This window comes from Achromobacter sp. SX5 (assembly GCF_056711425.1).
The window spans coordinates 996,161-1,017,099 of the sequence record NZ_CM160041.1 but is presented as its reverse complement, the minus strand read 5'-3'; the positions used below and the strand labels follow the sequence as shown (position 1 = coordinate 1,017,099).

General features: G+C 68.2%; 20 protein-coding genes. 9 read left to right on the top strand and 11 right to left on the bottom strand.

Annotated elements, in window-relative coordinates:
• Positions 1-6 precede the first annotated feature (6 nt).
• Genes AC1M14_RS04635 through hpaI form a run of 4 tightly spaced genes read left to right on the top strand, consistent with a single transcriptional unit; the run spans position 7 to position 3,802 of the window.
• On the top strand, positions 7-1,017 hold the full coding sequence (locus AC1M14_RS04635) for an ornithine cyclodeaminase family protein (RefSeq protein WP_479731098.1): 1,011 nt from the start codon (positions 7-9) through the stop codon (positions 1,015-1,017).
• Positions 1,017-1,820 (top strand): 2-oxo-hept-4-ene-1,7-dioate hydratase, encoded by an 804-nt coding sequence (hpaH, locus tag AC1M14_RS04630; protein WP_479731781.1) that lies wholly within the window; start codon positions 1,017-1,019, stop codon positions 1,818-1,820. Before AC1M14_RS04635 ends, hpaH begins: the two co-directional genes overlap by 1 nt.
• Positions 1,821-1,862: 42 nt before the next feature.
• A complete protein-coding gene (locus tag AC1M14_RS04625) occupies positions 1,863-2,966 on the top strand; it encodes a cupin domain-containing protein (protein WP_479731097.1) in 1,104 nt (367 codons plus the stop codon).
• A gap of 17 nt (positions 2,967-2,983) precedes the next feature.
• Positions 2,984-3,802: a 4-hydroxy-2-oxoheptanedioate aldolase gene (gene hpaI, locus AC1M14_RS04620; protein ID WP_479731096.1), complete on the top strand. Its 819-nt coding sequence runs from the start codon at positions 2,984-2,986 to the stop codon at positions 3,800-3,802.
• Here hpaI and AC1M14_RS04615 read toward each other — a convergent pair.
• A complete protein-coding gene (locus AC1M14_RS04615) occupies positions 3,784-4,695 on the bottom strand; it encodes a LysR family transcriptional regulator (protein WP_479731095.1) in 912 nt (303 codons plus the stop codon). The genes hpaI and AC1M14_RS04615 overlap by 19 nt on opposite strands.
• Positions 4,696-4,794: 99 nt before the next feature.
• Between AC1M14_RS04615 and AC1M14_RS04610 the strand changes: the two genes are divergently transcribed.
• Complete coding sequence (locus AC1M14_RS04610) at positions 4,795-5,553, top strand: SDR family oxidoreductase (RefSeq protein ID WP_479731094.1); 759 nt, start codon at positions 4,795-4,797, stop codon at positions 5,551-5,553.
• 13 nt (positions 5,554-5,566) lie between these two features.
• Here AC1M14_RS04610 and AC1M14_RS04605 read toward each other — a convergent pair whose 3' ends face one another.
• The 8 genes from AC1M14_RS04605 to AC1M14_RS04570 all read right to left on the bottom strand — a co-directional run bounded on the left by AC1M14_RS04605 (position 5,567) and on the right by AC1M14_RS04570 (position 15,263).
• Entirely contained in the window at positions 5,567-5,707 is a 141-nt protein-coding gene (locus AC1M14_RS04605; RefSeq protein WP_479731093.1) for a hypothetical protein, read from the bottom strand.
• Positions 5,708-5,742: 35 nt separating this feature from the next.
• Positions 5,743-7,953, bottom strand: coding sequence for a TonB-dependent receptor (locus AC1M14_RS04600; protein WP_479731092.1), 2,211 nt, complete (start codon positions 7,951-7,953; stop codon positions 5,743-5,745).
• A gap of 100 nt (positions 7,954-8,053) precedes the next feature.
• Complete coding sequence (locus tag AC1M14_RS04595; RefSeq protein ID WP_102773905.1) at positions 8,054-9,061, bottom strand: siderophore ABC transporter substrate-binding protein; 1,008 nt, start codon at positions 9,059-9,061, stop codon at positions 8,054-8,056.
• Positions 9,058-9,834, bottom strand: a complete 777-nt coding sequence (locus AC1M14_RS04590) for an iron ABC transporter ATP-binding protein (RefSeq protein ID WP_479731091.1) — start codon at positions 9,832-9,834, stop codon at positions 9,058-9,060. Before AC1M14_RS04590 ends, AC1M14_RS04595 begins: the two co-directional genes overlap by 4 nt.
• Complete coding sequence (locus tag AC1M14_RS04585; protein WP_479731780.1) at positions 9,831-10,778, bottom strand: iron chelate uptake ABC transporter family permease subunit; 948 nt, start codon at positions 10,776-10,778, stop codon at positions 9,831-9,833. The genes AC1M14_RS04590 and AC1M14_RS04585 overlap by 4 nt, the downstream gene beginning before the upstream one ends.
• Positions 10,778-11,719 (bottom strand): ABC transporter permease, encoded by a 942-nt coding sequence (locus tag AC1M14_RS04580; RefSeq protein ID WP_111825794.1) that lies wholly within the window; start codon positions 11,717-11,719, stop codon positions 10,778-10,780. The genes AC1M14_RS04585 and AC1M14_RS04580 overlap by 1 nt, the downstream gene beginning before the upstream one ends.
• Positions 11,719-13,473 carry an ABC transporter ATP-binding protein gene (locus AC1M14_RS04575; protein WP_479731090.1) on the bottom strand — a complete coding sequence of 585 codons (1,755 nt, stop codon included), beginning with the start codon at positions 13,471-13,473 and terminating at the stop codon, positions 11,719-11,721. Before AC1M14_RS04575 ends, AC1M14_RS04580 begins: the two co-directional genes overlap by 1 nt.
• Entirely contained in the window at positions 13,467-15,263 is a 1,797-nt protein-coding gene (locus AC1M14_RS04570) for an ABC transporter ATP-binding protein (RefSeq protein WP_479731089.1), read from the bottom strand. Before AC1M14_RS04570 ends, AC1M14_RS04575 begins: the two co-directional genes overlap by 7 nt.
• A 140-nt stretch (positions 15,264-15,403) precedes the next feature.
• Between AC1M14_RS04570 and AC1M14_RS04565 the strand changes: the two genes are divergently transcribed.
• Positions 15,404-16,096 (top strand): TetR/AcrR family transcriptional regulator, encoded by a 693-nt coding sequence (locus AC1M14_RS04565; protein ID WP_479731088.1) that lies wholly within the window; start codon positions 15,404-15,406, stop codon positions 16,094-16,096.
• Here AC1M14_RS04565 and AC1M14_RS04560 read toward each other — a convergent pair.
• Positions 16,093-16,419 (bottom strand): putative signal transducing protein, encoded by a 327-nt coding sequence (locus tag AC1M14_RS04560; RefSeq protein ID WP_111826319.1) that lies wholly within the window; start codon positions 16,417-16,419, stop codon positions 16,093-16,095. The two genes, AC1M14_RS04565 and AC1M14_RS04560, sit on opposite strands and share 4 nt — an antisense overlap.
• A 145-nt stretch (positions 16,420-16,564) precedes the next feature.
• On the opposite strand from AC1M14_RS04560, the gene AC1M14_RS04555 reads away from it, so the two are divergent.
• Positions 16,565-17,437 (top strand): LysR family transcriptional regulator, encoded by an 873-nt coding sequence (locus AC1M14_RS04555; RefSeq protein ID WP_219929590.1) that lies wholly within the window; start codon positions 16,565-16,567, stop codon positions 17,435-17,437.
• 62 nt (positions 17,438-17,499) lie between these two features.
• Positions 17,500-18,606 carry a hypothetical protein gene (locus AC1M14_RS04550; protein WP_479731087.1) on the top strand — a complete coding sequence of 369 codons (1,107 nt, stop codon included), beginning with the start codon at positions 17,500-17,502 and terminating at the stop codon, positions 18,604-18,606.
• Between the two features lie 98 nt (positions 18,607-18,704).
• Here AC1M14_RS04550 and AC1M14_RS04545 read toward each other — a convergent pair whose 3' ends face one another.
• The gene (locus AC1M14_RS04545) at positions 18,705-19,661 is read right to left on the bottom strand and encodes a LysR substrate-binding domain-containing protein (protein ID WP_479731086.1); all 957 of its coding nucleotides are present in this window, start codon (positions 19,659-19,661) and stop codon (positions 18,705-18,707) included.
• A gap of 120 nt (positions 19,662-19,781) precedes the next feature.
• On the opposite strand from AC1M14_RS04545, the gene AC1M14_RS04540 reads away from it, so the two are divergent.
• Positions 19,782-20,915: an ABC transporter substrate-binding protein gene (locus tag AC1M14_RS04540; protein ID WP_479731085.1), complete on the top strand. Its 1,134-nt coding sequence runs from the start codon at positions 19,782-19,784 to the stop codon at positions 20,913-20,915.
• Positions 20,916-20,939: the final 24 nt, after the last annotated feature.

The window sequence follows — 20,939 nt, the reverse complement described above, 5'->3', positions numbered from 1 at the left end:
ACTACGATGAAAAATGCCGCTCTCTGGCTGACCGAAGCCGAAGTCGCCGGGCTCGTGCCCATGGACGACGCCATCGACGCGCTGGAACGCAATCTGATCGAGATCGCAGACGGCGCCGCCTTCAACGTGCCCAAGGCGCTGGGTTCCCTGGGCAACGGCGGCGCAATGCACGCACTGGCCTCCGCCTCGCCGCGCCTGGGCGTGTGCGGGTTCAAGACCTGGGTGCACACGCCCGATGGCGCCAAGGCCGTGTTCGCGCTGTTCGACAGCAACGACGGCAGCCTGCTGGCCATGATGGAGGCGAACACGCTGGGCCAGATCCGCACCGCGGCCATGACCGCGCTGGGCACCCGCTGGCTGGCCCCGGCCGCGGCCGACGATCTGGCCATCGTGGGCGCCGGCAGGCAGGCCATTGCCCAGGTCTGCGCCATCGACGCCGTGCGGCCCTTGCGCCGCGTACGCGTCTGGAGCCGCGACGCCGGGCGCCGCCAGGCCTTCGCCGAGCGCGTGCGCGCCGAACTGCCCCAGGCCGAAGTGACGGCGGCGGACAGCCTGGAAGCGGCCGCCGACGGCGCCTCGCTGGTCACGCTGGTGACCCGCGCCGCCGAGCCTTTTTTCGGGGCGGACCTGCTGGCCCCGCATGCGCACCTGAACGCCGTGGGCGCCATCCTGCCGGCCAATGCCGAATTCTTCCCCGACGTGTTCGACCGCGCCCGTGCCGTGGTGGTGGACGACCTGGACAACGCCCGCCGCGGCTCGCGCGAACTGCGCGAACGCTATGGCGCGCAGGCGGCGCAATGGCCCGAGGTGCAGTCCCTGTCCGACGTCATCAAGCGCGGCGGCCTGCCCCCCGGAGGCGGCGGCGACATCACGCTGTTCAAGGCCATGGGCATGGGGCTGTCCGACCTCGCCATCGCCGCGCTGGCCTATCGGCGCGCCTCGGCCGCCGACGGTGCGCCGCGGACCGTGCCGCTGACCGCGGCCGCGCCGATCCGCTGGTCCAGGAGCGCCGCATGATGCTGACCGATGCCCAGATTGCCGCCCTTGCCGCCGAACTGGACCAGGCCGAGCGGACCCGCACGCAGGTGCGCCACTTCTCGCGCCGCTTTCCGGACATGACCGTGGCCGACGGCTATGCGATCGCGCGCGCCTGGTGCGGCCTGAAACGCGCGCGCGGCCAGCAGGTGCGCGGGCACAAGATCGGGCTGACCTCGCGCGCCATGCAGCAGGCCAGCCAGATCGACGAGCCGGACTACGGCACGCTGTTCGATTCGATGTTCTTCGACAGCGGCCGCGACATCGCCTTCGAAACGTTCATCGCGCCGCGCATCGAGGTCGAACTGGCCTTTATTCTCGCCCGCCCGCTGCGGGGGCCCGGCGTGACCCTGTTCGACGTGCTGCGGGCCACCGAGTTCGTCACGCCGGCGGTGGAAATCATCGACGCGCGCATCGAACAGTTCGATCGCGAAACGCGCGCGATCCGCCGCGTCACCGACACCATCTCGGACAACGCCGCCAACGCCGGCGTCGTGCTGGGCGGCAGGCCGGTGCGCGCCGACGCGGTCGACCTGCGCTGGACCGGCGCGCTGCTCTACCGCAACGGCGTCATCGAAGAATCCGGCCTGGCCGCGGCGGTGCTGGACCACCCCGCCCACGGCGTGGCCTGGCTGGCGAACCGCCTGGCCCAATGGGACGAGGGCCTGGAAGCAGGCGAGGTGGTGCTTGCCGGCTCGTTCACGCGCCCGGTGGCGGGCGCGCGCGGCGACGGCTTCCACGTGGACTACGGCCCGCTGGGCGCCATCAGCTTCCGGCTGGCTTGAACCGGCCTATCCAGAAATTCCATCTGTACAGCGGAGAATCGAATGTCCGAGACCAATTATCGTCTGGTGAACGTCAGCGGCGCCGCGCCGGTCCCCATCACCCACTGGGCGCCGGTGCTGGTGCCGCGCGCCGCCATCGAAGCCGAGATCCAGCGCCTGGCCGACGAGCCGGCGCCCCATGACGGACGGCGCGCCGCCGCCATCGTCCACCCCGAATGCGCGGACGGCACCCAGGGCTTCGCGCCGGGCGTGGACGTCACCATCGAAGTGCTCAGGCCCGGCGAGCAGACGCGCCCCATGCTGCGCAACTCCAACCAGATCCACTTCGGCGTTCGGGGCTCGGGCGAGATCCTGGTCGGCAACGAAACCCTGGCCTCGGGCCAGTGGGACGTCGCCTCGATCCCGTCCATGCAGCCCTACAGCTTCAGGAACACGGGCAAGGAGCTGTGGGTGCGCCTGGTCTACTCGAACGCGCCGCTGCTGCGCAAGCTGGGCGTGCACTGGTCGGACTATGCGCAGGCCGGCTGGGACGCCAAGGCCGTCGCCTCGACGGCGGGCGTGAACGTGAACATCAACCGCGCCAATGCGCCGGACATCCAGATCTCGCCCGAAGGCGCGCGCCTGCGCGGCTATGAGTTCCTGACCGATATCGAGGTGGTGGAAAACCGTCCGCTGGTCTGGCCCTGGGAAGCGGCCGCGCCGCTGCTCTCGCGCGAGCGCGGCGACGGCCTGCGCAACATCATCCTGCTCTACAACCCGGCCACCGAGCGCCGCAACGGCACCACGCACTCCTTCTTCGCCACCCTGTTCTCGATTCCCGAAGGCGTGCCGTCCCGGCCCGTGACGCGCGGCCACAAGCACAGTTCCGTCGCGATCAACTACCACTTCGCCGGACGGGGCAAGAGCGTGGTCGACGACGAGACCATCCACTGGGAGGCCGGCGACCTGCTGCTGTCCGGCCCTGCATGGTCCGAGCATGCCCATTACTACGACGGCCATGGCGCCCACGTGCTGACGATCCAGGATCATCCCCTGCACATCGGCATGGAGTCGCTGATCTGGCAGGAACGCATGGACGGCCCGATCCTGAACCTGGGCTCGGAGGCCGGCCAGAAAGGCTACGTCGGCCCGCGCCAGGCCGGCTGAAGCCCAGGAGAACCTCGATGCAGATACCGCGCAACACCTTTCGCGACGCATTGCGCGCCGGCGAATCCCGCATCGGCTTGTGGGTCGGCCTGGCCGACGCCAACGCCGCCGAACTGCTGGCCGGCTGCGGCTTCGACTGGCTGCTGCTGGACGCCGAACATGCGCCCAACGACGTGCGGACCGTGCTGGACCAGCTGCGCGCCGTCGCGCCGTATCCCGTCCACCCCGTGGTGCGGCCGGTGCGCGGCGACACGGCGCTGGTCAAGCAGTACCTGGACGTCGGCGCGCAGACCCTGCTGGTGCCCATGATAGACACGGCGGAACAGGCCGAATGCATGGTCCGCGCCATGCGCTATCCGCCGGACGGCGTGCGCGGCATGGGCGCCGCGCTGGCGCGCGCTTCGCGCTGGAACCAGGTGCCGGACTACGCGAACCAGGCCGACGCGCAGATGTGCCTGCTGGTGCAGGCCGAGACCACGCAGGCCCTGGAGAACCTCGACCGCATCGCCGACGTGCCGGGCGTGGACGGCGTGTTCTTCGGCCCGGCCGACCTGTCCGCGTCCATGGGCTACCGCGGCCAGGCCGACCACCCCGAGGTGCGCCGGGCGATCCTGGACGGCATCGCGCGCGTACGCGCCGCCGGCCGCGCGGCCGGCGTGCTGATGGCCAACCCCGAGGTGGCGCGCGTCTACCTGGCGGCCGGCGCGCAGTTCGTCGCCGTCGGCGTGGACACCACGCTGCTGGCGCAATCGGGCCGCGAGCTGGCGAGGCGCTTCAAACAGATGCCGGCCGCGGCGCCCGTTAGCGGCGGCGATGCCTATGGCGCGGCTTCATAGCGCGGCGACTGGAACAGGTCCAGGAATATGCCGCGCAGCCAGGTGTGCGCCGGGTCGTCGTCATGGCGCATGTGCCAGTACATCTGCACGTCGAACACGGGCGCCGGAAACGGCACCGGGTGGATCTCCAGCGAGGCCCGGCTACCGAGGTGGCGGCCGATGCGCGAGGGCACGGTAGCCAGCAGATCGGAGCTGCCGATGACTTCCGGCAAGGCGAAATAATTGGGGATGCGCAGCATGATCTTGCGCGACACGTTCAGATCGGCCAGGCCATCCTCCACCGGATCGTCCGGCGGCATGATCATCGCGTGGTAGCTCTGCTCGAACGCTTCGCGGGTCAGGGCCTTGCGGCGTCCGGGCTGCTTGCGCCGCAGCACCACGCAGCCGTCCTGGAACAGGGACTGCTTGCGCAGCGTCTGCCGCTGCATGTTGAGGTGCCCGACCGCGATGTCCACTTCGCGGTCCCGCAGCATCCGCTCGTACAGCGCGCGCGGCGCCTGGAAGATCGCCAGCTTGACCTGTGGCGCGTCCTCGCGCAGCCGGCTCATCAGCGCCGGCGCAAGCAGCATCTCGCCCACGTCGGAAAGCAGCAGGCGGAATTCCCGGGTGCAGTCCTCGGGCCGGAAATTCGACGAATCGATCAGGGAGTCCTTGATCGTTTCAAGCGCCGCCCGCACCGGCGGGGCCAGCCGCTCGCAGCGCGCGGTCGGTTCAAGCCCGCCGGGCGTGCGCACGAACAGCCTGTCGGACAGGGCCTCGCGCAAGCGGCCCAGCGCGTGGCTGACCGCCGGCTGGCTGAGGTTGACCTCTTTGGCCACCTCGGTGAGGTTTCTCAGCCGATACACGGAATCGAAAATTTTCAGGAGATTCAGATCCAGCCTGTTGATGTCCATCGGCGTCCCCTCTGTTTTTTCGCTTGCATCGCCGTCTCGCCGGGCGCGGCCGCGCGGCAAGCATAACCCGCGGCGTCCCGCCCGCATATGGAGTCCATCATGGCCGCAGTATCCCCTCAACGGCAAGACCTGTTCGTCATCACCGGCGCCAGCCGCGGCATCGGCGCGCAGATCGCGCGGCAGGCCGCGCGCACGCATTCCGTGGTCATGCTGTACCGGCACGCCGGCGATGCCGCCGAGCGCCTGGTCCGGGAAATCGCGGACGGCGGCGGCCGCGCCTGGGCGCTGCAGGCCGACGTCGGCGACGAGGCCGCGCTGTGCGAGGCATTCCAGCGCATCGATGCGCTGGGCCGCCTGGCGGTGCTGGTCAACAACGCCGGCGTAACCGGCGGCGTCTCGCGCGTGGCCGACCTGCGCGGCGAGACGCTGGCCCAGGTCCTGCAAGTGAACGTATTCGGCGCCTTCGTGGCCGCGCGCGAGGCCGTACGGCGCATGTCCCTGCGCAAGGGCGGCGCGGGCGGGGCCATCGTCAACATCTCTTCAGGCGCTTCCGTGCTGGGTGCGCCCGGCGCCTGGGTGCACTACGCCGCCTCCAAGGGCGCCGTGGATACGCTGACCATAGGCCTGGCCAAGGAGGTCGCGGCCGAAGGCATACGCGTGAACGCGGTGCGGCCCGGCGTGATCGACACGGACATACACCGGCAGCGCACACCGCAGGCGCTGGACGCGCTGGTCGGCGCCATTCCCATGGGCAGGATGGGTACGGCGGCCGAGGTGGCCGAGGCCGTGCTATGGCTGGCCTCGCCCGCCGCCGCCTACGTCACGGGCTGCCTGATGGACGTGCGCGGCGGGCTGTGACTCCCGCCGGCGTTCACGCCGCCGCCGATGCCCGGAGACGATGCACGACCTGAGGGTCCTTGCCCTGGTCCAGCGCGTTCAACACGAAGTCGAACGACGATAGCCGCGAGCTGAAGCAGTTTCTGGCGCTGGTGGACGAAGCGCAGGAAGACACAAACGCGTTCCGGGCCCGCTCAGGCGCAACCGGCTTCAAAAGTCCATTGAAGCGGACAGCATGAACGTGCGCGGCGCGCCGAGCGCCAGGCTCGACAGCTGAGGCATCGCCCAATAGGCCCTGTTCGTCAGATTGGTAATGCTGGCTCGCAGCGTGACGGGATGGTCGGCCACCCTGGTCGCGTAACGCGCGCCCACGTCGTAGGTCGTGTGCCCGGCGACCGACAGGGAATTGTCGGCGCTGATGTATTGCTTGGACACGGACGTCGCATTGGCCGTCAATGTCAGGCCCTGCACCGCCGGCACGTCCCACTCCACGCCCAGCTTGCCCTGAAGCCTGGGAATGCCTGTGGCCTGCCTGCCTTCGTTGGCGGCAATAGCGGCTTTCGTGACCTTGGCGTCGATGTACGCGACGCCGCCCATGAGGCGCACGCCCGGCATCGGCTCGCCGAGGAAGCCCCATTCCACGCCTTGATTGCGTTGTTTGCCGCCGAACGAAAATACGCTGGTGACGGGGTCCACATAGCTGTTCGGCCTGTTTATCTCGAACAGCGCCAGCGTATGGGTGAAGTCGCCCAGGTCGACCTTGAGGCCGACTTCCTTCTGCTTGGTCTTGTACGGCGGAAAGAGCTGCCCCGCATTGGCGGCGGTTATCGGCGCGGTCTGGCCCTTGCTCAGGCCCTCGATATAGTTCGCGTAGAAGGAGACATTGTCCGTCGCCCTGATCAGCAGCGCGGCGGCCGGCGAGTTGGCGCCCGCGTCATAGCGGCCGGTCAACGCCCCGGTCGTCGGATTCAGGGTATCGCTGCGGACTTCCTGCCGACGCACGCCCAGGGTGAGCTGCACGCGGTCTTCGGCGAAGGACAGGGTGTCGGCCAGGCCGTAGCTGACCAGGCGCGTCTTGCTGCGCAATATCGGCGGCCAGAAGCCGGCGGGAGCCGGCCCCCAGTCCGGGTCATAGATATTGGTGACCCAATCCGCCCCGGGCACCGAGCGGCGGCCATAGTCCCGCTGGTCGTCAGAGTAGTACGTGGCGTTTAGAACCCACTGGTGCCCGATCGCGCCGGTCTGCAGCTTGCCGCGCAACCCGGCTTCGCCCGACGTCTTTTTCAGGTTCATGTTCAACTGGCCCATCGAAGTGCGCAAGTCGCCCGCGTCGTTGAACGCCTGCGCCGACATGGCGCCGCTGTAGGTGTACTCCGTTCTGCTGGTGCCGATCGCCGCGTAGGCCATCAGGTTGTCGCCGACGTCGAACTCGCCGCGGATCATGGCCCCCCTGTCCTGGTTCTTCGCGTAACCCCAGTTTGGATTCAGCAGGGTGTCGGCCTTGGGCGGCCTGGGCACGCCGATGCCGGGCGCCAGGTTGATGCCGCGCGTCACGCCGTCTATGCGCTCATCGCTGTCGTACAGGTCGGCGGAAACGCGCACGCGCTCGCCGCGCCAGTCCAGCCCCAGCGCCGCCAACTGCGCGCGTCTCTTTTGATGGTCGATGGGGCCGTCTCCATTCCGGTACACGCCGTTAAAGCGCAGGCCGAACTGCTGGTTCTCGCCGAAGCGCCGGCCCAGGTCCACGTGTCCGCCGAACTGCGCGTCCGACATATAGGTCGCGCTCAGGCGCGTCAGCGGCTCCACGCCGGCGCGCTTGGGCACCAGGTTGACGGTCCCGCCCACCGAGCCCCCGGGAGGCATGCCGTTCAGCAGGGCGGACGGCCCCTTCAGGACCTCGATGCGTTCGAACATGTCGGGCATGGTCCGGTAGTACGGGGCCATGCCGAACAGCCCATTGAACGACGTATCCGTCGTGCTGGCGTTGAAGCCGCGTATCGAGTAGGCCTCGCTCCATGCGCCCGCCACGCCATTGGTGAAAACCGACGGATCGGTCCTGGCGATTACGTCGGTGATGTCCCTGGCCTGCAGGTCCTCGATGTATTTTTCCGTATAGCTGATGACGGAAAACGGCGTCTCCATGAAATCCTTGTCGCCGAGAAAGCCCACGCGGCCGCCATACGTGACCTGTCCGCCCGCGTATGGCGTCGCCGACGCCTCGGCCTGCCCCGAGACCGTCACCGCCGGAAGCGTCTTCACCCCGGTCTCGGCGGCCTCCTGGGCCAGCGTCGCCGGCGCGACGGCGCCCAGCATCAGGCCGGACAGGGCCGCGGTGAGACGGTTGAAGAAAAGTACGGGGACTGCCCGCCGTGCTTGCGGCGAAGGCAGTGCGACGCGGCCGCTATGGCGACGTTTGCTCATGGAATGCTCCGTTCGGTTGAGCTTGGATCGCCTGGAAACATCAGGCGACTGGGAATCATTTACATCTGGACCGGCAAAGACGCGCGCGGCGTCGAACGAATCAGTTCCGGTAGGCCTGCATCACGTCGTCGATCATGAGTTCGAGCGATTTCACGCTGGCGGCCGTGACGTACCACGCCTGCGCGTCCGCAAAGACCACGCGGCCGTTGCGCCACGCGGCGGTGTGGCGCAGCAACGGATTGCCCAGCGTCTCGGCGTCCATGACCGGACGGCGCTCCATCACGGCGCTGCGATCGACCACATAGACGATGCCGGGGTTCGCCTGCTGGATGAATTCGCTGGATATCGGCTGGCCATGCAGGCCGGCCTCGGCCGACGGGCTGGCGGGCTTGACGCCCAGCGCCTTGAAGATGAAGCCATAGCGCGACTGCGTCCCGAACGAACTGAACGCGCCGTTGTTGTGCAGCACGATCAGCGCCGTCTCCGGCCGGCCGCGGATGAGGTTTCTCGCCTGCTCGACCTTGGCGTCGAGTTCGGCGGCCCGCTGGCGCGCGAGGCCTTCCTTCTGGAAGATCCGACCCAGGGTCACGAGGTGATTCTTGACGATCTCGATGTGATCGGCCTGGCTGTCGCGATAATCCACGTCGAAATGGATGGTCGGCGCGATCTGGCTCAGCTCTTTGTAGTGGTTCGCCTGCAATGACGTGATCAGGATCAGGTCCGGCTTGGCCGCATGCACGCGCTCCAGGTTGGGCTGGACGATCGCGCCCATGTCCTGCACCTGCGCATTCTTGTAGCGGGCAAGAAAGTGCGGCACGAAGTCCTTCGGCATGCCGGCGACCGGCACGCCCAGTTCGTCCAGAAAGTCGACCTCGTTCATATCCAGGGCGACCACGCGCTGCGGCAGCTTTTCGATGACGGTCGTGCCCAGCTTGTGCTGGACCGTGATGCTTGCGTAGGCCGGGGACGCCGGCTGGCCGGCGGCGGCCGGCGGCTGCGCCTGGGTCGACCCCGAGGCCTCCTGGCCGCAACCCTGCAGCGCGGCCATCGCGCTCATCGATAGGGCGAGCGATACGGCCAGCGCCCGCGGCCTTTGCGTGAGGATCATGTCAATTCTCCCGGTGGATTGAAGTAGTTGCACAGGCGTCCCCGTTCGCCCTGCGCGATCTCGAAATCCAGTCCATACAGCTCGCGCAGGCGGTCCTCGGTCACCACCTCGGGGACCGGGCCGGCGCAATGCACCGCGCCATGCTTCATCGCCACGATGTGATCGGAGTAGCTGGCCGCGAAATTGATGTCATGCACCACGAGAATCACGGTGCGGCCCTCCTCATCGCACAGCCGGCGCAGCGCTCGCATGATCTGAACGGCGTGCCTGATGTCGAGGTTGTTCAGCGGTTCGTCGAGCAGCAGGCAATCCGTCTGCTGCGCGATGGTCATGGCCAGGAAGGCCATCTGGCGCTGGCCGCCGCTCAGTTCGTCGAGATACGAGCCTCGCAGGCGATCCAGCGAGAGAAACGCGATGGCCTCGTCGATCTCCCGCAGATCGAGTGGCGTCAGTGCCCCGCGGCTGTAGGGAAAGCGGCCGAAGGCGACAAGTTCTTCCACCGTCAGGCGCAGATTGAATTCCGGAGCCTGGCGCAAGGTGGCGACACGCCTGGCGTATTCCGCGTTGCTCATGCCCGCGACGCTGGCGCCATCCAGCAGGATGTCGCCGCCGGTCGGCTCCAGCAACCGGGCGATCATCATCAGCAACGTGGTCTTGCCCGCGCCGTTCGGACCGATAAGCGAAGTCAGCGCGCCCGCGGGAAACTGCAGGTTCACATCGCGCAGGACGGACTTCGCGCCGTAGGTTTTCGAGAGGTGTCGGGTGGTGATCATGCCGTGCCCCGCGTGCGCGCCATCAGCGCGAGAAACCATCCGCCGCATACCAGGTTGACCAGGATGCCGACGGTGGTCTTGTAGTTGAAGAGATGCTCGACCGCGAGCTGGGCCAGGATGAAGATGCCCACGGCGATGGCGCAGCCCGTGGGCAGGGTGATCCGGTGCCTGCGCGTGCGCGCCAGCGCATAAGCGGTATTGGCGACGAAGATTCCCATGAAGGCGGTGGGCCCGAGCAGGCTGGTCGAGACAGCGACCAGCACGGCGATCAATGCGAGATGCAGGCGGACGCTGCGGTAGTGGTCCACCCCGAGCGAAATTGCCTGGTCGCGCCCCAGCGAAATCACGTCCAGCGTCGGCAGGTGTCTTTGGCCCGCCAGGCACACCGCCGCGACGACGGCGGCGGACACGAGCAGCAGCCCGGGCTCCGCCCGGCCGAACGACGCCTGGGTGAACCCGAGCAGAATCGAGAACTCGCCGGGGCTGGTTTTAAGCTGCACGAACTGCGTGAACGTGCCGATCACCATCGTCAGCACGAGCCCCACCAGCAGCAGGAAGTACACGTTCTGGCCGCGGCGGCGGAACAGCCAGCGATGGAGAGCCCACGAGTAGCCCAGCATCAGCAGCACGGACAGGAAAAAATTGCCGTTCGCGCCCAGCGCCACCAGGCTCTGCGTTCCCATGGTCAGGATCATCAGGGACTGCAGGAACAGGTAGACCGCCTCATAGCCCATGATGGCCGGCGTGAGGATCCGATTGCCGGTAAGCGTCTGGAACACGATCGACGACCACGCGATGCAGACGCCGCCGATGATCATCGCCGCCAGCCGGCCGAGCCGCTTCGGGATGACGTAATCGAAGTCCAGGCCGGAGCGGAAGAACAGAAAAGCCGCCGCCAGCGCGAGGACCGCGGGCCAGATCATTTTCAGGGAAACGGCGCGCATCATCTGCGCTTCCACAAGATGAGCCCGAGAAACAGGGCTCCGCCGATGCCGCCGGCCGTCAGGCCGATGGGCACTTCGAACGGATGCATCAGCACGCGGCCGAGGATGTCGCACAAGAGCAGCAGCGACGCCCCCGCCAGGGCCACGACGGGCAAGGTCCGGCCGAGGTTGTCGCCATAATGGAGCGCGACCAGATTGGGAACGACCAGCCCGACGAACGGAATCGCCCCCACGGTGATGACGGTGACCGACACGGTGACCGCCACCAGCATCAAGCCCAGCGCGACGGTGGCCGCATAGTTCAGCCCCAGGCTGGACGCCATGCCCTCGCCCATGCCGGCCACGGTGAAGCGGTGGGCATACAGATAGGCCAGCGCGACGACCGGCAGAATCAGGTAGATGACTTCGTAGTTGCCCTGCACGATCCTGGAGAAGTCGCCCAGCAGCCAGCCCTGCATGCTCTGCAGGATGTTGTGGCGATAGGCGTGGAATTCCGCCAGCGCGCTCAGCACGCCGCCGTACATCAGGCCGATGACGGGGATGAGAATCGTGTTCTTGAATCTCACGCGGCGCACGATCGCCACGAAGCCCAGGCTGGCCGCGAAGCAGAAGCCCAGGGCGAACAGCATCCGCCCCGGCGTTCCGGTGGACGGCGCCAGCGTCATCGCCGCCAGGATGCCGAGCTTGGCGGCGTCCAGCCCGCCCGACGTGGCCGGTTCGACGAATTTGTTGCGGACGATGTGCTGCAGGATCACCCCGCAGACCGACAGCCCGATGCCGGTGAGCACCAGCGCCGCCAGCCGCGGCAGCCGGCTCGCGGTCAGCGTCAGCCACGCGTCGCCGGACAGCGAGAACAGATGCGACCAGGCCATCTGCCGGGCGCCGACCAGCAGCGATATGCCGCAGAGCGCGACGAACAGCGCCGACAGCCCTGCACGCATCAAACGCGCTCCCCGGCGATGCGCCAGCCCTTGGCGGCCTGCCGCTGGCTGAGGAAGCGCGCATACCGCCCCTGGCTCTCGCGCAGCGCCGCGGGCGCGCCCTCTTCCACGATCCGGCCGCGCTCCATCACCGCGATGCGATCGGCCATCGCCACCGTGGAAAGCTGGTGCGCGATCACCACCAGCGTACGCCTGCCGCGCAGGCGCGCCAACGTATCGGCGATGACGGCCTGGTTCTCCGCGTCCAGGGCCGCGGTGGCCTCGTCCACCAGCAGGATGGGCGCATCGCTGAGCAGCGCCCGCGCGATGGCGACGCGCTGCCGCTCGCCGCCGGACAGGCTTGCGCCGCCCTCGCCCACGGGCGTGTCGAGGCCCTGCGGCAGGCGCGAGGCGATTTCGGCCAGGCCAGCCTGGCGCGCGGCCTGCAGGAGTTCGGCTTCGCTGCAAGCGGGTTTGCCGGCGCGGATGTTGTCGGCGATGGTCCCGGTGAACAGATAGTTGTCCTGGAAAATCTGGCTGATCTGACCGACCAGCCGCGCGCTGGAGATCTGCCGCACGTCCACGCCGCCGACCCGCACGCTGCCTTCGTCCGCATCGAAAAAGCGCGCGATCAGCCGCGCCAGCGTGGTCTTGCCGGAGCCCGATTCGCCGATCAGGGCGATCATGCTGCCCGGTTCGACGCGCAGGTTCACGCCATCCAGCACATAGGGTTCGTCCGGGGCATAGCGGAAACGAACATCGCGCAGTTCGACCGACGCATCGCGGGGCGCCTGCGGCGCATCCGGCTCCGGCAGGGGAGCGACCGCAAGCAATGCCGCTATCGCATCGAGCTGGGCGCGCGCGCCGCGCAGGACCTCGCCATAGCCCGCCACCTCCAGCAGCGCGTCGACGTAACGGCTTGCCAGCAGCATCGCGACGACGGCCGCCACCAGTTCCGCGGCCCCCGCGCCGCCGCCCAGCAACGCGTTGATCCACCAGGCCGCCGCGATCAGCAACGCGGCGAAGGCGGCCTGGACGGCCCAGACGTTCACGACGGCTGCGCCCGCCGACAGCCAGATCAGCCGCGCGCCCGAGCGGCGCTGCCGTTCGACGGCCTGCTCGAAGTGGCGCATCGCGCCGCCCTCCGCGCTGAAGGCGCGCAGCACCGATTGCGCCTGGGCGAACTCCACCACCCGCTGGCTGGCGTCGGCAAAGTGTTGGTGAAAAGCGTTGTCGGCGCGCCGCGCCAGCCGCGCCGTAAGCAGCAGGACGCCCGCCAGCAGCGGCAGCGCCGCCAGGGCGATGGCGCCCAGAACCCAATGCTGCGCGAACAAGGCGAACGCCAGCGCCACGGGCGTCGTGACGCCGGCGATGACGGGCGTGAACACGTGCGCGGGAAGCTGGGCCACGGACATCATGCCCTGCGTGACGATATGCCCGAGGCGGGCCGTGTTCCGCGGCGTGAACCAGCCCACGGGCAGGCGCGCCACATGGTCGCCGAGCCGGTGGCGGCCGCCTTGCAGAAGGGCCACGCCCACGCGCACGCCGGCGCGCTCGACGCGGCCTCGCAGCGCCCAGCACAGCCCCGTCCCGGCCAGCAGCGCGGCCAGCCACGGAGCGGCCGCCCCTGCATTTCCCCCCAGCAGGTGGGTGAGCGCCGGCGCGACGCAGGCGATCGTCAGGCCGCACAGCACGCCATAGGCAACGGCCAGCCAGGCGTAGCGGCGCAGGACAGCGGCGTTTCCGCCCAGCAACGATATCAAGGACTTCAGCATGACGGCTCCTTCTGCGCCACGGCGTTTTCATGGCCGCCCAGCTTCCAAAGCCGCGCGTAGCTGCCGCCCTGCGCCAGCAGATGCTCATGCCGGCCTTGCTCGGAGATGACGCCGTCGTCCAGGACGAGGATGCGGTCGGCGTGCATCACCGTGTCCAGCCGGTGCGCGATCACCATCAGCGTGCGTCCCTGGGCGAAGCGCGACAACGCGGCCTGGATCGCCGCCTCGTTGCCGGCGTCGGCCGATGCCGTGGCTTCGTCCAGCACCAGCACGGGCGGGTCCAGCAGCACGGCGCGCGCGATGCTCAGGCGCTGCCGCTCGCCGCCGGACAGCTGCGCGTCCTCGCCGATCACCGAGTCATAGCCGCGCGGCAGGGCCAGGATGCGCTCATGGATGTTGGCCGCGCGCGCGGCGGCCTCGATCTCATGCTGGCTTGCGCCGGGCCGGCCCAGCGCGATGTTGTCGCGCACGCTGGCATGGATCAGGCGCACTTCCTGCAGTACGAAGCCCACCCGCCGGTAGAGCTGCGCGCTTTCGATCTGGCGCAAGTCGGCGCCGCCGAGCGTGATGCGGCCCTCGTCCGGATCGAAGAATCTGAGCAGCAGCCGCGCCAGCGTGGATTTTCCCGCGCCGGACGGGCCGACGATGGCGGTAACGGTGCCGGGCTCCAGGGTGAAACTGATATTCGACAGGGCCGCGCGCCCGGCGTCGTAGGAGTAGCTCACGTTCTCGAATCGGACTTCATGCCCCGTGGGCGTCTGCTGGCGTCCAGGCGCCGGCGCTTCCAGCACCGGGGTTTCCAGCAACGCCAGCACGCGCTGCGCGGCTCCCGTGGCGCTGCCCAGGTCGTGCACCAGCGTGTGCAGCAGCAGCAGCGGGCCGCAAATGCCCGGGGCCACCAGGGCGAATGCCAGCACGTCCACCGGCGCCATCCATTCCAGGCCCACGAACAGCGCGCCGAACCCCAGCACCACGCCCAGCACGGTGACCGGCGAAATCATTGCGTGGGCATGGGCCATGGCCGCGACCAGCGGACGCGTGAACTCGGCGAAAGCCTCGGCGAATCCGTCGACCGCCTCGCGGTAGCCGCGATGCGCCCGGCCGGGGTCGCCGAACGCCTTGGCCACGGCGATCCCGTTGACGAACTCGACCGTCGCGCCATTGAGGCGCCCAAGCTGGGCGACGAAGGCCTGCATATTCGTTCCGCTGGCCTTCATCGCCCGGCGCAGGAACAGGAAGAAGCCGGAGAACGGCGCCAGCACCACGAGGGCGAGGCGCCAGTCCTGCCAGAACAGGTAGATGGCGGAGACCCCGATGACGCCGGCCGCGCGCGCCACCGCCGTGAAGAAGTGCGCCGTCAGACTGTGCAGGGTTCCCATATCGTCCTGCAGTGCCTGCTTCACCTCGCCGGACGCCTTGCCCGTGAACCAGCCCAGCGGCGCCAGCGCCAGCCGCCGCGCGCCGGCCAGCCGAAGGCGATGGGTGATGCGGTTGTCGGCCAGGTGGACCGTCAATTCACCGGCGGAAATCAACAGCATGCCGGCGAACATGGCGGCGACGCCGACGACGAGGGTCCGCCAGATCTCGGGCCAGGCGTCGGCCGCGCTGCCGGCGCTGGCAAGAACGATGCGCGCGATGTGCGCGATGACCGCCAGTGGCGCCAGCGTAAGCATGGCGCCCGCCGCGGCCAGCATGCACGCGACGATGAGTTGCCCGCGGATGGGGGTCAACACCAGACTGAGCGGGCCGGCATGGCGAGGGGCGGCCGGCGCGGCTCCGGAAGTACTCATGAACGAAATACCAAGACGTTGGTGATAATTATTTGCATTACTATAAACTAAATTCTCGAATTAGTTTCATGACTACAAACTAAATATTCGCCAGGCAGGTTAAAGTGCCGGGTACGCGACATCACGAACCGGGAACAGACATGCAGCAGCCAGCGCGCCGCGCCACGCGGGGACGCCCTCCCACCATCACCCGCGAGCGGATCGCCGATGCCGGCATCGCGCTGGGCCTGCCCAACATCACCTTCGTCGGCCTGGCGGCGGCCATGGGCGTGAGCCACATGGCGCTCTACAAGCACGTGGCCGGTCTCGAGGAGCTCAAGCGCCTGGTGGCCGACGAGATCTTCCGCCGCTGGCAGATCCCGCAAGCCTGTAGCAACGACGTCGGCGAGCTGAAGCAATACCTGACCCTGTTCGCCGCGTCGGTGCGGGAGTTCGTGAAGTCCCACCCGGGCGTAACGCCCTACGTGATCCGCAGATTGGCGGCGACGCCGGCCATGGTCGCGAAAATCGAGGGACACCAGCGCCATATCGCCGGCGCGTACGGAATTTCGATGGAACAGTCCCGGATTCTGCTGGCGACCGTGGCCTTCCACGGCATGGCGGTAGCCGATACCGTGTATTCCGTCGCGGGCCGGGAACCTGCCGTGGAGGCCGCGCGCGCGGCTGAAGAATCAGAGATGGAAACGGAACTCGATCAAGGCATGCAGGCCCTGATCATCGGTTTGCTCGATATGCTGGAGAACGACTTGCCACGAAAGGCGGCGGCCCGCCGAAAGACGGAATCGAGCGAAACGGACTCCGACCGCCGTGACGAGGCCGCGCTCGACGGCTAGCCGCCGGAGGCCTTGGCGGGACGCGCGGCCCCGCACTGCCAGCAGGTAGAGAACTGCGGCTCCAGCCATTCGCCGCAGGCATCGCAGTACCAGTGCGGCAGGTCGCGCGCCGCGGCGCCGTACCCCTCGATGAGACGCATGGCGGCGGCGCGATCGTCCTCGCTCTCGATCCACAGGTCGGGGCCGCACTGGTCGACCGGGATCTCCCCCGCCGCCCCCTGCAGGTAGCGGCCGCTCACGTGGCAGGCGATGCCCGCCTGCTGCAACAGGTTGGCCCAATGCTGGCCGAGGAGCAAGTCTGGCGCGCGGATCAATCGGATCATGAGTGCCACCACTGGAAGAAGGACTACTTGCATCATAAAAGCAGATGTAAGCTGGTGTCCCGCGCTGGCGCCGCCGGCCTTCCAACTCTCTTCAGATCGAATCTGCATGTCCGCTGGGAAGAATTTCGCTGGAATCATCGCGTTCATGAAGGTCGCCACCCATGGCGGTTTCAACGCGGCGGCCCGCGAGCTGGGCATTTCGGCGCCGGCGGTCAGCCGTAGCGTGGCCCGGCTTGAGTCCCGCCTCAACGTGCGCCTGCTGGATCGCTCCACGCATCACGTTTCACTGACGCCCGAGGGGCTGCAGTTCTTCGAAGAATGCCTGCCCAGCGTCGACCACCTGACGCGCGCGGTGGAAAACATGAAGGACGCCGGCGACGTGCCGGCGGGGCTGCTGCGCGTCAGCGCAACCGTCGGATTCGGACGCAAGTGCGTGGCGCCGCTGTTGCCGGCCTTCTGCCAGCGGTACCCCCGGATCCGCCTCGAATTCGACCTGGACGATCGCCACACGAATTTCGCCGGCGATCAGGTGGACGTGGCCATACGCAACGGGCGCATCCAGGAGGCGGACATCGTCGCGAAGAAAATCGCGCCGATGCGGCTGATCGTATGCGCGGCGCCCGGCTACCTGGAGCAGGCCGGCGCGCCTGCCGCCATCGACGACCTGAAATCGCACCGGATCATCGCCTTCCGGCTGAAGGACTCCGGCAAGCCGCACGAATGGGAGTTCAAGGTCGACGGCAAGCTGGTCAAACTGGCGCTGCCCGGGCACCAGGTCTTCAATGACCCGGAACTGGTGGCGCAAGCGGCGCTGGCAGGCAACGGCCTGGCCCAGCTCGCCAACTACCAGGCCGATCCGCATATTGCCAGCGGACGCTTGATCCCCCTTCTGGCCGACCTCGTGGCCGATGGGCGCGGGCATTACGCGTGCTATCGCAACCGCAGGCAAATGCCGTTGCGGATCAGGCTGTTCATCGATTACCTGCAAACGGCGCTGGGCGGCGCGACGCCGGCGTGATCCGATGGACAGCGCGGTAATAACCCGATGGCAGCTTCCGCCAGGCAGCCCGGTGCGCCAACATGCGGTACCGCATCCCATCGAGGTTCACCATGCAGGAAATCATCACCCCTCCGCTGCCGGCCCGGGCGCCGCTGCCCGCCGGGCGCGCCCAGGCGTCCACGGCCAGGCTTGAATGGCTATGGCTGCTGCCGTTCGCCGCGGCGCTCTATTACCCCTGGGCGCTACGGTGGGCCCATGCGGGATTCGTGGCCCGGGACGGCTCGGGCGTCGCGCCCCTGCTCAGCCTGTTGACCGCCTACCTGGTGCCGCTGGCCGGATTCCTCGCCCTGTACGCCTTGGGACGGCAGGCGGCGCTGACCGATCGCCTGGTGCTGGCAAGACGGTTGGCCCATTTGGCTGTCGCCGCGCCGCCCGCCTATACCTTGCTGGGCGTGCTGCTCTACCTGATGAAAATCGACGGTCATGATATCGCCGTATGGACCGGGCTGTGGATCGCGCTGGCGGCCCTGTCGGCCATGACGATGCGCACCACGTTGCCGCGTCCGGCCGTGCTTGACGACCCCGCTGTCTATTCCAGGCTGAGAGTCGGTCACGGCATCGCATCGCTGGCGCTTCTGCTCGCCTTTCTTGCGCCGCACCTTTTCAACCACATGCTGGGCGTCTTGGGCAACGACGTGCATATGGCGGCCATGGACGTGTTGCGGGCCGTCTACCGCCACGGCGCCGTCGAGCCCGTTCTCATCACGCTGTTCTTCCTGCAGATTCTCAGCGGGCTGGTGCTGCTCAAGCCGAAAACCGCGCGGCGCGCCGACATGCTGGATTCCCTGCAGACCGCCTCGGGCATCTACCTGGCGTTCTTCATTGCTTCGCACATCAACTCGGTATTCGTCCTGGCGCGCTACTTCGGCACCGACACCAACTACGCATGGGCCATCGGCGAGCCCGTCGGGCTGGTCGGAGACGCCTGGAACATCCGGCTGCTACCCCACTATTCGATCGCAGTCTGGCTGCTCATCGTCCATCTCGCCTGCGGGCTGCGGGTCGTCATGCGCGGCCATGGCGCATCCGAATCACGGTCGGCCGCGGCGGCCTGGGGCGTCATCGGCGTGGGCAGCCTGGCGACCATGGTCATCACGGCCGGCATGACCGGCCTGCGCCTGGCATAGGCCGGCCGCGCGCCGCGTGCTTGCAACGGGCGCGCTTCAAGCCGTTTTCACTATTTGCGCGTCCGCGGCCTCGAAAAAATCCAGCCCTGGAGCGATTTTTATGGACCGGCGTCGGCCCGCACCACGGTCGCCGCCTCGCGCAACGCGTTCAGGAACAACGTAGCGGCCGCCGCGGCGCGGGCATCGCGCCGGGTCATGATGCCGACCGGATGCAATCGCGCCTGCAATGCCAGCGGCAGGATCGCCACCTGCCCGTTCTCGGCGAGCGCCCGCGCCACGCGCAGCGGAATGGCCGACAGCAGCGAGGTCCGCTGCAGCAGCGAGACGATGGTCAGAATGGCGCTGGATTCGATGGCGACTTGCGGGAAGCCGGCGCCGCGCGCCGAAACGGCGGCGGCGACCATGCTGTACAGCGCGGCATTGCGTGACGGCAGCACCCAGCGGCAAGCGTCCAGGGCGGCGCCGCTCAGCCGGCTGCGCGAGGCCAGGGGATGCGCCGGTCCGCAGACGACGGCGGTCGCCTCGTCATACAGGATCTCGCACTGCAGGTCCGCGTCCGCGCCCTCCACGCCCAGCCGCCCGACGACGCAATCCAGTTCGCCCGCGCGCAAGGCCGGCAGCAGCTGCTGCTCCAGGCCTTCGAACAATTCGATGCGCAAAGCGGGGTGGGCCGCCTGCAGGCGCTCGACCGCCAAAGGCACCAGCAGATGCGCCACCACCGGGAAAATACCCGCCCGCACCTTGCCCGTCGCGCCGTTGGCCGCGGCGGCGAGCTCGGCATGGGTCGCGTCCAGTTCATTCAGCAGCAGGCGAGCCCGGTCGATCATCAGCAGCCCCAGCGCCGTTGGCGCGACGCCGTGATGCGAACGTTCGAATAGGGCCTGCCCGGCCAGCGCCTCGGCCTCGCCAAGCAGCTTGCTCAGCGCCGGCTGGCTGAGGTGCATCGCTTCGGCCGCGCGGTGCAAATTCCCCACTCGCCCCAGTTCATCCAGCAACACCAGGTGGCGAATGCGCAAGCGCGACCGCAATTGCTGCAAAGTGGGAATTTCCGACATGGGCCGCACCCGCAAACTGGTTATCGAACGATAAGGAATCGCAATTATCCAGTTATCGCCGACCCGCCCATACTAGGGTCATCCCGCTAGCCGGGCCATATCCAGAAAAGGGGAATAGCCATGTATCGTCGTCTTGCCACGCTGGCGCTGGCCTGCGCCCTGGCGCCCAGCGCCGCCCTCGCTGACATCCGCATCGGCGTGATCGCCAGCAGCACCGGGCCCGGCGCTTCCATGGGCTCGCTGTACCGCAGCACCGTGCCGCTCCTGCCCAAGACGCTGGGCGGCAGGGCCGTGGAGTACATCGCCCTGGACGATGCGACCGACCCCTCTTCCGCGGTCAAGACGGCGCGCAAGCTCGTCACCGAGAACAAGGTGGACGCCATCATCGGCCCGAGCAATGTGCCGACCTCGATGGCGGTCACGGAAGTCGCTCGCGAAGCGCGCACCCCGCAGCTGTCGCTGGCGCCCATCGTGGTCAGCCCTGACCGCGCCGAATGGATATTCGTGGTGGCGCACGGCATCGACCTGATGGTGGATTCGCTGACCGCCGACATGGTCAAGCGCGGCGTGAAGACGGTGGCGTACATCGGCTTCTCGGACGCCTGGGGCGACGCCGTGTACCGCGCGTTGCAGGAATCGGCGGCCAAGCGCGGCATCAAGGTGCTCAGCAACGAGCGCTATGCGCGCACCGACAATTCGGTCACCGCCCAGGTGCTGAAGATCGTGTCGCTGGCGCCGGACGCGGTGCTCGTCGGCGGCTCGGGCACGCCAGGCGCCCTGCCCCATCTGTCGCTGCGCGAGCGCGGCTACCGGGGGGTCCAGTACAACACCCATGGCGTCATCAACAAGGACTTCCTGAAGCTCGGCGGCAAGGGCGTGGATGGCGTGATCGTGCCCAGCGGCCCGGTGCAGGTGGTGGAACAACTGCCTGCCGACAGCCCGATCAAACCGGTGGCCAGCCGTTACGCCCAGCAGTACGAATCGACCTACGGCGCCGATTCGCGCAATGCCTTCGCGCCCTATACCTACGACGCCTACCTGCTGCTGGACGCCGCCGTCGCCAAGATCCCCGCCGACGCCCCCGCCGGCACGCCGGCCTTCCGCCAGGCTTTGCGCGACGCGCTGGAAAGCCTGCAAGGCACGGTGGGCACTCAGGGCATCTACATGATGTCGCCCACCAACCACAACGGCCTGGACGAGCGCGGCGTCGTGCTGATGCAAGCCCGTTCCGGCGCCTGGCAGTTCCTGCCCTGAACCGCCTCTTTGCATCAGGAGTCC

Bases quoted from the DNA above. Each gene is read 5' to 3' on its own strand.
- AC1M14_RS04595 (WP_102773905.1), bottom strand. From the start codon at position 9,061: ATGATCCTCACGCAAAGGCCGCGGGCGCTGGCCGTATCGCTCGCCCTA.
- AC1M14_RS04580 (WP_111825794.1), bottom strand. From the start codon at position 11,719: ATGCGTGCAGGGCTGTCGGCGCTGTTCGTCGCGCTCTGCGGCATATCG.
- AC1M14_RS04585 (WP_479731780.1), bottom strand. From the start codon at position 10,778: ATGCGCGCCGTTTCCCTGAAAATGATCTGGCCCGCGGTCCTCGCGCTG.
- AC1M14_RS04600 (WP_479731092.1), bottom strand. From the start codon at position 7,953: ATGAGCAAACGTCGCCATAGCGGCCGCGTCGCACTGCCTTCGCCGCAA.
- AC1M14_RS04540 (WP_479731085.1), top strand. From the start codon at position 19,782: ATGTATCGTCGTCTTGCCACGCTGGCGCTGGCCTGCGCCCTGGCGCCC.
- AC1M14_RS04610 (WP_479731094.1), top strand. From the start codon at position 4,795: ATGGCCGCAGTATCCCCTCAACGGCAAGACCTGTTCGTCATCACCGGC.
- hpaH (WP_479731781.1), top strand. From the start codon at position 1,017: ATGCTGACCGATGCCCAGATTGCCGCCCTTGCCGCCGAACTGGACCAG.
- hpaI (WP_479731096.1), top strand. From the start codon at position 2,984: ATGCAGATACCGCGCAACACCTTTCGCGACGCATTGCGCGCCGGCGAA.
- AC1M14_RS04565 (WP_479731088.1), top strand. From the start codon at position 15,404: ATGCAGCAGCCAGCGCGCCGCGCCACGCGGGGACGCCCTCCCACCATC.
- AC1M14_RS04625 (WP_479731097.1), top strand. From the start codon at position 1,863: ATGTCCGAGACCAATTATCGTCTGGTGAACGTCAGCGGCGCCGCGCCG.
- AC1M14_RS04615 (WP_479731095.1), bottom strand. From the start codon at position 4,695: ATGGACATCAACAGGCTGGATCTGAATCTCCTGAAAATTTTCGATTCC.
- AC1M14_RS04590 (WP_479731091.1), bottom strand. From the start codon at position 9,834: ATGATCACCACCCGACACCTCTCGAAAACCTACGGCGCGAAGTCCGTC.
- AC1M14_RS04555 (WP_219929590.1), top strand. From the start codon at position 16,565: ATGAAGGTCGCCACCCATGGCGGTTTCAACGCGGCGGCCCGCGAGCTG.
- AC1M14_RS04550 (WP_479731087.1), top strand. From the start codon at position 17,500: ATGCGGTACCGCATCCCATCGAGGTTCACCATGCAGGAAATCATCACC.
- AC1M14_RS04635 (WP_479731098.1), top strand. From the start codon at position 7: ATGAAAAATGCCGCTCTCTGGCTGACCGAAGCCGAAGTCGCCGGGCTC.
- AC1M14_RS04575 (WP_479731090.1), bottom strand. From the start codon at position 13,473: ATGCTGAAGTCCTTGATATCGTTGCTGGGCGGAAACGCCGCTGTCCTG.
- AC1M14_RS04560 (WP_111826319.1), bottom strand. From the start codon at position 16,419: ATGATCCGATTGATCCGCGCGCCAGACTTGCTCCTCGGCCAGCATTGG.
- AC1M14_RS04570 (WP_479731089.1), bottom strand. From the start codon at position 15,263: ATGAGTACTTCCGGAGCCGCGCCGGCCGCCCCTCGCCATGCCGGCCCG.
- AC1M14_RS04545 (WP_479731086.1), bottom strand. From the start codon at position 19,661: ATGTCGGAAATTCCCACTTTGCAGCAATTGCGGTCGCGCTTGCGCATT.